Origin of the sequence: Chitinophaga rupis, assembly GCF_900109685.1 — a bacterium.
Lineage (GTDB): Bacteria > Bacteroidota > Bacteroidia > Chitinophagales > Chitinophagaceae > Chitinophaga > Chitinophaga rupis.
Map to the genome: position 1 here is coordinate 1 of NZ_FOBB01000013.1, position 12,374 is coordinate 12,374.

Sequence of the window (12,374 nt, forward strand, 5' to 3'; positions counted from 1 at the left end):
TTTAAAAGGGCTTCCTTTAATTGTTTTTCCTTATCTGTATTGGAGGCTCCTGCTTTTAGGTCCGGTGAGCCAACTGCTGGATCTTTTTTAACTACTGGCAGCTGATCCTGGCTGTAATGCCTTTCGTACCAGGACACCATACTCCTAACGACCTCTCTGTTTTTAAGGCCGTACTTCTTTGCCAACTCTCCATAGCTTTGATCTGTCGATAGATATTCCCGGGCAACGCTGATTTTCAAGGTCTCGGCGTAGATAGGAGGTGGTCCTAATGATTTTCCTTTCATGTTAGTAATTTAATTAATCCTTAATTAACCCCCAACATGTAAAGTCAATTCTGAATCAATACAGGAATCACTAGGGAAAACCATGGGATTTAGTAGGGAAAGACATGAGAAACTCATGAGATAGACACAGGAAACACATGGGAAAGTCATAGGAAACAGGCTCCTTTCACTCCAATATTTTCTTATCCTCCACAAGATTAGTTTGCGTGTTTTTGCAGGTTTTTTACTATCACTTGCTTCTTTTTGCTTGTTTGTTTGCGTTTTTGTGCCGACATTAAAGTAACCAATGTCTATTTCGCTGTTCCGTCATGCTTAAAAAAGAAAGGCAAACCTATATACTTCACCAGGTAAACCTGCATAACCGGGTATTGTCCGCCGATCTGAGCCAGGAGATCAAAGTATCGGAAGATACCATCCGGCGTGATCTGGCAGAGCTGGCAGATCAGGGAAAGCTTATTAAGGTACATGGCGGGGCCTTGTCGCAGGGGTATCATTTCTCCGTACATGCACAACAGGTATATGCGCTGGATGAAAAAAAGTGCATTGCGCAAAAAGCCGCAAAGCTGATCCAGGATGGCATGTTTGTGCTTACCACTGGGGGCACTACCATCATAGAGCTGGCCCGGGCACTGCCGCCGGAGTTAAAGGCTACTTTTTTTACTGTAAGCCTTACGGCAGCTATTGAATACATGCAGCACCCGAACATTGAAATTATTCTCATAGGCGATAAACTATCAAAAAATGCGCAGATCACCGTGGGGGGTGAGGCGCAGGCCAAGATCAAACAAATTAAAGCGGACATCTGCTTCTTAGGGACCAATGCCATTGACATTACTCATGGATTAACAGAAAACGATTGGGAAGTCATGCAAATTAAAAAGGCCATGGTAACCAGCGCACAAAAGGTAGTGGCGCTTACCATTGCGGAAAAGGTGAATACCGCACAGCGCATACAGGTATGCGATATACACGGTATTCATACACTTGTTACTGAACTGGCGCCAGAGAGCCAGGTATTATCCGCTTATAAAAAACAAGGACTGGAAATCCTTTGATTTAAGATTTAAGATTTACGATTTTAGATTTAGATCTGATGAAGTGAAGGCTGTAGCGGCTTTCTTCTATGTGATATATTTTTTGTGAATGTAGACAAGGATCACATGTAGCACACTCAAATCTAAGATCGTAAATCAATATTTATGTAGACATCCAAATCTAAAATCGTAAACAGTTATGATGAATTTGTTATTACCAGCATGCAGGAAATGGCGGCTATTATGCCTCTTCCTGTTAACCGGCTTAAGTGTTACGCAGGCCTTTGGGCAGGTGCGTATAGCCGGTAAAGTTACCAGTGCCGAAGGCGCCGGCATACCCGGTATCACAGTACAAATAAAAAGTACTACTTATGGCGCGGTAACCGGCACAGACGGCGACTTTAGCTTTAACGCCACCTTAAAACCCGGCTCCTATACCGTAAAATTCTCCGGCGTTGGTTTTGCCAGCAAAGAACAAGCCTTACAAATAGGCGATGCCAGCACCTACAGCATGATCACCCAGCTGTCTGAAGATGCTTTAGGCCTGGATGAAGTAGTGGTGACCGGTACTACAGAAGGTACTACCCGTAAACAATTAGGCAACTATATCAGTACCGTGAAAGCAGAGCAGCTGACCAAAGGCGCTACCGGTAACGCCCTTGCAGCCCTGCAGGGTAAAACCGCCGGTGCGCAGATCTCGCAGAACTCCGGCGACCCTGCCGGCGGCATCTCTGTAAGGCTGAGGGGTATCAGCACTATCACCGGCTCTTCTGACCCGCTGTACATTGTAGATGGTATTATTGTAAATAATGCTACCAACCGTGTAACCAATACAGCCGGCACCTATGACGGCGCAAACTTTATTGGCACTGTTGGCCAGAACAGGATGGTGGATATTAACCCGGCCGACATTGACCATATAGAAGTGCTGAACGGCGCTGCTGCAGCAGCTATCTATGGCTCACGCGCCAATGCAGGGGTAGTGCAGATCTTTACCAAAAGAGGCAGCTCCGGCGCGCCGGTGGTAAGCTTCTCCACCAGCATGATGGTAAGCCAGCTGCGTAAAAAACTGGATGTGAACCAGGCGCCGATTAAATTCGGCGGCTCACCGGATGTGCAAACGCAGGACATCTTAACCCCCGCGCTTACCAATACCACACCGGTGAAGCGTTACGATTACCAGGACTATATTTTCCATACCGGTTTAGGTACGGATAATAACGTGTCTGTAAGCGGCGGCAGGGACAAAACAAAATATTATGCTTCTGCATCTTATTTCTACAACCAGGGCATTATTAAGAATACAGATTTTCAGCGTTACAGCTTCCGCCTGAACCTGGATCAGCAGCTGACCGACTGGATGAGCTTTAATGCCGGTGTGAACTATATTAACAGCGCGGCCGATGAAAAGCCGGATGGGAACTCCTTTTACTCTCCCATGAACTCTGTTACCATTATTGCCAACGAACACGATATTTTTACCCGCGATGCTGCCGGCAACCTGAAGGCAGTAGGTGAAAGAGGCCGTGTGAACCCGGTATCTGTAATAGAAGATTTTAAACAGAAACAGCAAACCAGCCGCGTACTGGCCAATGTGGGATTGAAGGTATACCCGGTAAAGAACCTCACCCTGAGCTATAACCTGGGTATTGATAATTACAGCCAGCAGGGTAATACCTTTATGCCGCCCTTTGCTTACAATGTAAGCACCGGTTTCTTTGGCGGCGGCCCTACCCTGGATGCCACGCAGAATGGTTATGCCAGCACCGCTACCGATAACTTTTTCCAGATAAACCACGACCTGAGCGCCAACTACAAATGGAATATCTCCGACAATTTTGGCGCTACCACACAGGTAGGCTACTCTGTACAATATGAAAAGAACAACTACCTGCTTACGCAAGGCAGGGGCCTGGCGCCGTTTGTAGAAGCGGTGAACAGCGCAGCCACTCCCTTACCTACGGCCGACAGCCGCAGTGAAATATCCATTTCCGGTGTGTACCTGCAGCAAAGCTTCCAGTACAGGAACCAGCTGTTCCTGACCGGCGCCGTGCGTATGGATGGCTCTTCTGTATTTGGTAAGGATGAGCGCAACCAGGTGTATGTAAAAGCCAGCGGCAGCTATGTGTTATCAGAATCTGATTTCTGGAAAGATGCCAGCGTAAACAGCTGGTGGAACTTATTGAAAGTACGTGCCGCTTACGGTGAATCCGGTAACCTGACCGGCATTGGTGCGTATGACCGTTTTAACTCTTACACCACCAATGCTTTTAATACCAAAATATCTTTTGTGGGCAGTTCTATCTTAGCTAATGAAAATGTTGCTCCGGAACGCCAGAAGGAAATTGAGTTCGGTACAGACATGGCTTTTCTGAATAACCGGATTGGCCTGCAGTTCAACTACTACATTAAAAAGGTGAACGACCTGCTGCTGAACCGCGTAGTAGCCCCTACCACCGGCTATTCCAGCTACCAGAACAACATTGGCTCCCTGCAGAACAAAGGGATAGAAGTAGTACTGAACCTGGTGCCGGTATTAAACAAAAATTTCCGTTGGGACGTTACCGGTATCTTTAACCGCAACCGTAACAAAGCCCTGAAAATAGGTCAGTCACTGATCCTGTATGCTACCAATGGCGGCGCGCCGGTGGCTATCCTGGAAGGGCAGCCGATCGGGGTATTTTACGGAACTTTCTTTGCCGATAACGGTCAGCTGAAGAATGCAGCCGGCATTCCGCAAATGGAAAGAGGTATCCAGAACAGCCCATTAACCTACACGCCTCAACGTGATGCTAACGGCCTGCCGGTGGCCAACGCCACCCCGCTCCGCAAGATCATAGGTGATCCTAACCCGGATTATACCGCTTCTCTGGTGAATGAATTCAGCTACAAGAAATTTAATGTGCGCGTACAGCTGGATGCTGTGCAGGGTAATGATGTATTTAACGCCGACTTCCGTACCCGCCAGGGCGTAGGTAATGGTAAAGTAGCAGAACAAGAGTACCTGGGCCAGCTGCCCCGCGGTTACATTGCAGGGGTGTACAATACAGAGCAATGGCGTATTGACGACGGATCCTTTGTAAAGCTGCGTGAAGTATACATTGGCTACAACATTGGCAAGCTCAAAGGCTTCCGCGATCTGACTGTGAATGTGAGCGGCCGTAACCTGATCTCATGGGACAATTACAAGGGCTATGATCCGGAAGTGAATGCAGCAGGACAAAGCACTGTGTTACGCGGTATTGACTTTGGCCCTGTACCGGTGCCCAGAACATTTAGTGTGGGGCTGTCTGCAAAATTCTAACCTATTAAAAAGCATTGTATGAAAAAAATAATAGCAGGTATCTGTATCGCCAGTACGTTGTTGAGCGCATCCTGCAAAAAGGATTTCACCAACCCGTCTGCCGCTAAGGAAGACGATGTATTTACCTCCACGCAGGCGGTAACAGCCGTTGCTACCGGGTTGCAGCGCATTTACTCTACTAACCGCGCGGGCGCTTTATATAATATTGTTACGGCGAATGGCTTCAGCACCAATGAGCTGCTGTTAATGAACCCGGGGAATGTGCCTGAGAACCAGCTGAATTCCGGTGGTGGTACGGTAGATGGTACCAACACCATCCTGGCTAATATCTGGTCCAATGGTAACAAGATCATTTTTGATGCGAACCGTGTGATCAATTATGCGCAGGGTATGGAAGATAAAGCCTATGCCAGTGGCCTGATCGGCTATGCCACTATTTTTAAAGCGCTGGCGCTTGGCAACATGTCTATGTACTGGCAACAGGTGCCTGATACCACCGGTACGCTTACCACCAGTGTAAACTTCATAGACCGGGTTGCCGGCTTTAACAAAGCCATTGGCTGGATTGACCGGGCACTTGCTGCTATGGCAGCCAATGCACCCAGCAGCGGCTTTTTAACCAACATTCCTGCCGGCATAGATATTCCTAATACGCTGCAGGCGCTGAAAGCGCGTTATGCATTATTTGCCGGTAATTATGCACTGGCTTTAAGCACTGCTAATAATGTTGATCTTACCAAAACAGCGGTGTTCAATTATGATGCGGTGTTCACCAATCCTATCTGGGAAACCTCTACCTCTACCAACAACGTATGGCAGGTAATAGATTCCACTTTGGGATTGCCGGTTGGCTTACAGCCTAACCTTGCAGACCAGCGTGTGCCTTTTTATACCGCGCTTAACTTAACCATCGCACCGCGTTACCGTATTAAAGGTTTTGGTGCAGATAAGAACACGCAATGGCCGGTGTTCCTGCCGGGCGAGATAACGCTGATAAAGGCAGAATGTTATGCGCGGCAGAATGATCTGAATACCGGGTTAACAGAGTTAAATAAAGTGGTTACCAAAACGGCTGCTAACGATCCGTTAAAGGTTGGCGCTGCCTTACCCGCCATTACAGGCCCGCTTTCACAGGCACAGCTGCTAACGGCTATTTACCAGAACCGTTGTATAGAGCTGTATATGTCCGGCCTGAAAATGGAAGATATGCGCCGCTTTAACCGTCCGCTTACTGAACGTAAGCGGAACTTCTTCCCCTATCCGTTTGCTGAAAGGGATAACAATCCCAACACACCTGCGGATCCTGATTTTTGAGGAAACGATATAAGCATAAAAAAAGAAGCAGGACGCTGGTCCTGCTTCTTTTTTTATGCTATTTAGTATTCTTACTTCTACATTGTTTGCGATACTGCCTGCGATAAATACTCTGCCATTTCCCGCTGGTATTGCTGCGCCGCCTGGCGGGCATCCACGGCAAAATCGTCGCCGTTACCGGCATAGATTATAGCACGGCTGGCATTCACCAGCAACCCGCAATCTTTATTCATAGCCAGGGAAGATATTTCCTGCAGGCTGCCGCCCTGTGCGCCTACACCGGGCACCAGGAAAAAGTTGTCCGGCGCCAGTTGGCGGATAGCCGCCAGCTGCGAGGTTTGCGTGGCGCCTACCACGAACATCAGGTTATCCGGCGTACCCCATTCCATGGTGGTGCGGATCACTTTTTCGTACAGGTATTCATCTCCTACCCTTTGCATTTGAAAGTCCTGCGCACCTTCGTTGGAGGTAAGGCCCAGCACAATGGCCCACTTTTCCGAAAAGTGCAGGAAGGGTTCTACGCTGTCGCGGCCCATGTAAGGTGCTACGGTAACAGCGTCAAAATTATAGGTATCAAAAAATGTTTTGGCATATTGGGTGGCGGTGTTGCCTATGTCGCCGCGTTTGGCATCGGCAATGGTAAAAATGCCGGTGGGAATGTACTCTACCGTACGTTGCAAGCTTTCCCAGCCACGCATGCCCATGCACTCGTAAAAAGCGGTGTTGATCTTGTAGGATACGCACAGATCGCGGGTAGCATCAATAATGGCTTTGTTAAAGGCAAATACCGGGTCTGCGTGTGAAAGCAGGTGCTTCGGAATCTTATGGATGTCCGTGTCCAGGCCAACACACAGATAAGATTGTTTTTCCTTGATCAGGCCCACTAATTCCTGTCGATTCATAGTCAGTTAAATTTGGGGCGCAAAGTTAAGCAAAACTTAACCATTGCAGGTGATTGAAATATTTGATTTGATCCATTGTTCGTGGCACAATGTCCACTGCGTATATTAACAGGTAAGCTTCCCGGGTTACTTGGTTGTTGTCCTGGCATGATGGCTACTGTTGGCAAAATCAGACTCACTCATTAAAGTTCCGCTATTTTTAGCAAATTCAGCCGATCATTTTTTCACAATTCCGGGCACTGAATGTGGATTGCAGGGAGCAGTCCGTCTGGCATTTAAATTTTGATCTTCCGGATTTACTTATTAACTTATCCACCGGAAGCAGATTATAACACCCAGAGGTTAACTGCAGCGCCGCATGACCTGATCTTCACCCGTTTATGAACAGTACATGCCCGGCTGCATCCTCCACGTTCACTGAAAAAATTACCATGCAACAACGCTTTTTTTTACTCTTTTCCATCTTCCTGACACTGATCCTGCAATCGAATGCACAAAAACTGCCTTCTATTGGCGTTTGCAGCAATTATAAGAACGACAGCATATTTGGCCCGGCCGGGTATGTTTATATAGAAGATGGGGTAAGCCATCTGCTGGCGCCCACGGTGAGTGAGGAGCAGTTTAAGGCCCAGGTGGCCGACCTGCAGCATACCCGCTGCAAAGTGGAAACCTGTAATGGTTTTATTCCCGGTACCATTAAAATTGTGGGACCGCAGGTAAATGAAGCCCGGGTGCTGGGTTATATAGATACGGTAATGCAGCGTGCGCAAAAAGCCGGCATACAGCTGATTGTACTCGGTAGTGGCGAGGCCCGTAGAATACCGGAGGGCGTGGACCATGCTGTCGTAAAAAAGGAGTTTATTGCGCTTTGCCGCAAAATGGCGGAAGTAGCGGCGCGTTATAACCGCATTATTGCTATAGAGTGCCTGAACCGCACGGAAACCAATTTTGTAAATACGCTGGAAGAGGCGAATGAAGTAGTGAACGGCGTTCACCATCCCAATTTTAAACTAACGGCCGATATGTACCATATGTTAATGGAACATGAACCCGCAGCTCATATTGACAATGCCCGCGGTAACCTGGTGCACTGCCATATTGCAGAAAGGGAAAAACGTGCTGCCCCGGGTGTGGCCCAACAGGATTTCCGCCCCTACTTTGCAGCCCTGCACCGCATTGGCTTTGAAGGCCGCATTATGGTGGAATGCCGCTGGGATAATATGGCTGCACAGGCTAAACCGGCACTGGAATATTTACAAAAACAGCTGGAAGAAACTTATAAGGACTAACAACCTCGTACAATTTTTAAACTGGTACATATTAACGGCTAAAGGCTAAACGCCGGTAGCTGACAGCTCAAAAAATTATCTGTTATATGAACAACTCACGTCGTGATTTCCTGAAAAAATCTATTATGGGCGGGGCCGGTATCACCCTCACTGCTATGGGTATGCCAGCCAGCAGCTATGCGCGTATCCTGGGCGCTAATGACCGTGTAAATGTAGGATTGGTAGGCTTTTCAGACAGGGCGCGCCAGGCGCTGCTTCCCTGTTTTTTTGCCAACAACAAGGAGCTGAACTTTGACCTGATAGGCGTATCTGATATCTGGAACCGCCGCCGTGATGAAGGCAAGGCTTTCCTGGAAAATAAAACAGGGCATAGCATACAAACCTATGTGAATAATGATGAACTGTATAAGAATAAGGACCTGGATGCAGTGATCATTGCCACGGCTGATTTCCAGCATGCCTACCATACCATTGAGGCCGTAGGTCACAAAATGGATGTGTACTGCGAAAAACCTTTTGCAGAAACCATGGAAGATGCACGCGCTGCACTGAAAGCCGTAAAAGGCTCCGGCAAAATATTCCAGGTAGGCACGCAACGCCGTAGTGGGCCCAGCTACCATGCTGCTGCCAACTTTATAAAAGAAGGCAAATTCGGACCTATTACCATGGTGGAAATGACCTGGAACGTGAACCAGCCCGGCCGCTGGCGCCGTCCTGAACTGGTAAAATCCATCCGTGAATCTGATACTGACTGGAAACGCTTCCTGGCAGGCCGCCCGCAGGATAGCTGGGACCCGCGCAAATACCTGGAGTTCCGCCTGTTCTGGCCTTATTCCAGCGGCATTTTTGGCCAGTGGATGACCCACCAGATCGATACCGTACACTGGTTCAGCGGGCTGAAACATCCCCGTTCTGCTGTAGCCAATGGCGGCATTTATGTATGGAAAGATGGCCGTGCAAATGCAGATACCCTAACCGCGGTGTTTGAATACGGGCCGGAAGATGATCCCAAGAGTGGCTTCCAGGTAATGTACAGCTCCCGCTTTCATAACTCTGCCGGCGGTATTAAGGAGATCTATTACTCCAACGGTGGCACCATTGATATGGATAGCAATAAGATCAGCCATACCGGCGGCTTAACAGAAAGGGAAGCGCAGGAAATGGGCATGCATGCAAATCTGCTGCCGGATATTACCCTGACCAGCGATGCTGTTAAAGCTACTACCAGCGCCAATACCGGCGGTGATGCATTAACCAACGGGCATGTGCGTAACTGGATGGAGTGTGTACGTTCCCGTAAGGAAACCAATGCGCCCATAGAAGCAGCCTACTCCCACTCTATTGCACTGATCATGGGGAATGCTGCTTACCGTACCGGCCAGAAGGCTACGTTTGATGAAGGCAAGCAGGAGGTGATGGTAGGCGGGAAAGCGTTTATTATGTAGTAATGCAGCGATCTATATAAAAAAGCGAATGTTCCATCTGCTGAAACATTCGCTTTTTCATTTGCACATTTGTATATCATTTCCTTCGTTTCTCCATCTCCTCTGCAATCCGCAACGCATCTTCATCGCCACGTTGTTTCAGGTGATGGATCACGCTCTTATAATCACGATCGTTCTTATTCTGGCTAAGCTTATAACGTGCCTGCACATCGGCTATCGTCATTTCAAAACCTACAATAGCTTTGAGGTTGTTGTGTAATTCCTTTTCCGGGATGTCGTGCAAATGCACGGGGTGTTCGGAGGCGGCCTCATAATGGTTCATCAGCTTTTCAAGAGACGCTGCTAATTCTTCGTCCGTTAAAATGCGCATGGGGCCATAGATGTGTACCGCAATGTAATTCCAGGTGGGGATCTTCTCCTTCTCATACCAGGAAGATGATATGTATGCGTGCGGAGCAGTGAAAATAGCCAGGGCCGGGCCGCTGGTAAAGGCCTCCCACTGCGGGTTATTTTTTGCGATATGCCCTTTCAGCACAAAAGCGCCATCTGCCTTTTCCTCCAGCTCAATGGGAATGTGTGTAGCCAGCGGCGTACCGGCAGCTACATTGACCAGGATACCAAAACCGTTTTCGCGGATAAAGGAGGAGATCTCCTGCCAGTTGGTTTCCTGATTTATTTTAGGGACATGCATAAATGTGTAGCGTTAAGGGCTAAAAAGAAAAGTGAAAAACGAAGAACGGCTCCGTTTTTCACTTTCAATATCATTTCAAATTACAATACTATTTCTACGATCTTCGTTGGCTCCATATTGGCATTGCGCATGGCTATGCTGCGGGCGGCATTACCGGCAAATTCAATGAACGCATTTTTCGTGATCTCATCTTTGCCTACCATTACCGGCTCGCCTTCATCGCCGCCTTCACGGATGCTTTGCACCAGGGGTATTTGTCCCAGGAAAGGAATTTCCATATCTTCTGCCAGTCGTTTACCACCATCCTTTCCAAAAATGTAATATTTGTTATTGGGCAGCTCTGCCGGTGTGAAGTAGGACATGTTCTCCACCAAACCAATGATGGGTACATTCACCTGCTGGCCGTTAAACATCATGATGCCTTTTTTAGCATCGGCCAGGGCTACATCCTGCGGGGTGGTTACAATCACCGCGCCGGTAACCGGAACGGTTTGTACCAGCGTCAGGTGAATATCGCCGGTGCCGGGCGGCATATCAATTACCAGGTAATCCAGGTCGCCCCAGTATACATCGGTAATAAACTGACGCAGTGCGCTGCTGGCCATAGGACCGCGCCAAACCACGGCCTGCTTTTCATCTATCAGCAACCCGATAGACATGAGCTTAATACCGTATTTTTCCAGCGGCACTATCATGCCTTTACCATCCACATTGGTCATTAAAGGCCTTTCGCCGCGTACGCCAAACATAATGGGTACAGAGGGGCCGTAAATATCGGCATCCATCAAACCCACGGTGGCGCCGCCTTCTGCCAGTGCCAGGGCCAGGTTGGCCGCTACGGTGGATTTACCTACGCCGCCTTTACCGGAAGCTACTACAATAATATTTTTAACGTTGGGCAATACAGCTCTGCCATCTTTACGGTTAGAGTTTACGTTGGCGGTCATATTCACCTGCACCTCGGCCTCTTTGCTCACCATCAGGTGGATGGCAGTGATACACGCATTGCGGATCATATCTTTCAGCGGGCAGGCGGGCGTGGTAAGTACTACAGTAAATTTTACTTTATTGCCGTCTATCTCTATGTCTTTCACCATGTTCAGTGTTACCAGGTCCTTGCCAAGGTCCGGTTCTTCTACATTGCTCAAAGCCTGTAACACCTGCTCTTTTGTGATCATAAAAAGTTGTTAAATTTGATTCCAGACTGCAAAGTTAACCTAATCGGGGGTTAATTTGGGCGATAAATTATAGTTTTTGTCAATGTGGTCATAAGCGATGGAACATTTGACAAATTCTTTTATCTTAGGACCACATGCGAAAGATTAGTTCCTACATACTGTTATTCTTTTTTTTACTATCTCCCTTCCTGCTGAAAGCGCAATTCACGCAGTTTAAAGACAGTATTATCCAGATCTCCGGTATTACTATGACGGCAGACAGCCTGCGGGCCATTCCGGCAGTAAGCGTGGTCATAAGAGGCCAGGGACGCGGTACCATCTCCAACAGCCAGGGTGTATTTTCCATTGTGGCATTTAAAGGAGATACCTTGTCGTTCACAGCGGTAGGTTTCAAAAGGAAAATGTTCCGCATACCCACTGACCTGAAAGGCAATAATTTTTCCATGATACAGCTGATGGTGGAGGATACTACTTACCTGCCGGTAACCATCATTAAGCCCTACCCTACCAAAGAAGAATTTGAAAAAGCTTTCATTGGCGATGATATACCTGATGATGAATATGAAATAGCCCGTAAGAACACGGATGCCGCCAGAATGCGGGCCCTGGCGCGTTATTTGCCGGTGGACGGGCGCGAGGCGTCGAATATGTACATGAAAAAACAGGCGCAATCCCTCTATTACGCCGGGCAGCAGCCACCCCAGAATATCTTTAACCCGCTGGCCTGGGCACAATTCATACAGGCCTGGAAACGGGGCGATTTCAAAAGAAAAGACGATTAGTTAATGTGCGAATATGCAGATGGATGGACATTTGCAAAAATGTTTGTACCTGAAATTTTCTCATATTTGCAAGCTAATATTTACGCAGTGCGTATGTACTTAATCCGCATATTTGCACAGCAATAAATTTCACGACCTCATACACTAAAAC

General features: G+C 47.9%; 10 protein-coding genes. 6 read left to right on the forward strand and 4 right to left on the reverse strand.

Going from position 1 to position 12,374, the window contains the following annotated elements:
- A partial coding sequence (locus BMZ54_RS32860) for a transposase (protein WP_143081197.1) occupies positions 1-284 on the reverse strand: 284 nt, incomplete at its 3' end.
- 308 nt (positions 285-592) lie between these two features.
- Between BMZ54_RS32860 and BMZ54_RS30900 the strand changes: the two genes are divergently transcribed.
- The 3 genes from BMZ54_RS30900 (at position 593) to BMZ54_RS30910 (ending at position 5,936) form a co-directional block, all read left to right on the forward strand.
- A complete protein-coding gene (locus BMZ54_RS30900; RefSeq protein ID WP_089920921.1) occupies positions 593-1,339 on the forward strand; it encodes a DeoR/GlpR family DNA-binding transcription regulator in 747 nt (248 codons plus the stop codon).
- Positions 1,340-1,517: 178 nt separating this feature from the next.
- Complete coding sequence (locus tag BMZ54_RS30905) at positions 1,518-4,622, forward strand: SusC/RagA family TonB-linked outer membrane protein (protein ID WP_202909406.1); 3,105 nt, start codon at positions 1,518-1,520, stop codon at positions 4,620-4,622.
- Positions 4,623-4,640: 18 nt separating this feature from the next.
- Positions 4,641-5,936: a RagB/SusD family nutrient uptake outer membrane protein gene (locus tag BMZ54_RS30910; RefSeq protein WP_089920922.1), complete on the forward strand. Its 1,296-nt coding sequence runs from the start codon at positions 4,641-4,643 to the stop codon at positions 5,934-5,936.
- A gap of 77 nt (positions 5,937-6,013) precedes the next feature.
- Here BMZ54_RS30910 and pyrF read toward each other — a convergent pair whose 3' ends face one another.
- Entirely contained in the window at positions 6,014-6,838 is an 825-nt protein-coding gene (gene pyrF / locus BMZ54_RS30915; RefSeq protein ID WP_089920924.1) for an orotidine-5'-phosphate decarboxylase, read from the reverse strand.
- Between the two features lie 431 nt (positions 6,839-7,269).
- Here pyrF and BMZ54_RS30920 point away from each other — a divergent pair, with 431 nt between their 5' ends.
- Together BMZ54_RS30920 and BMZ54_RS30925 are read left to right on the forward strand one after the other, a co-directional pair.
- On the forward strand, positions 7,270-8,127 hold the full coding sequence (locus BMZ54_RS30920; protein WP_162277723.1) for a sugar phosphate isomerase/epimerase family protein: 858 nt from the start codon (positions 7,270-7,272) through the stop codon (positions 8,125-8,127).
- Between the two features lie 86 nt (positions 8,128-8,213).
- On the forward strand, positions 8,214-9,572 hold the full coding sequence (locus BMZ54_RS30925) for a Gfo/Idh/MocA family protein (protein WP_089920930.1): 1,359 nt from the start codon (positions 8,214-8,216) through the stop codon (positions 9,570-9,572).
- Positions 9,573-9,648: 76 nt separating this feature from the next.
- Here the strand turns inward: BMZ54_RS30925 and BMZ54_RS30930 are convergent, their stop codons facing one another.
- Together BMZ54_RS30930 and BMZ54_RS30935 are read right to left on the reverse strand one after the other, a co-directional pair.
- Positions 9,649-10,263, reverse strand: a complete 615-nt coding sequence (locus BMZ54_RS30930; protein ID WP_089920931.1) for an FMN-binding negative transcriptional regulator — start codon at positions 10,261-10,263, stop codon at positions 9,649-9,651.
- An 80-nt stretch (positions 10,264-10,343) separates the two neighbouring features.
- Entirely contained in the window at positions 10,344-11,441 is a 1,098-nt protein-coding gene (locus BMZ54_RS30935) for an Mrp/NBP35 family ATP-binding protein (protein WP_089920933.1), read from the reverse strand.
- Positions 11,442-11,575: 134 nt separating this feature from the next.
- On the opposite strand from BMZ54_RS30935, the gene BMZ54_RS30940 reads away from it, so the two are divergent.
- Complete coding sequence (locus BMZ54_RS30940) at positions 11,576-12,223, forward strand: carboxypeptidase-like regulatory domain-containing protein (RefSeq protein WP_089920934.1); 648 nt, start codon at positions 11,576-11,578, stop codon at positions 12,221-12,223.
- Positions 12,224-12,374 lie beyond the last annotated feature (151 nt).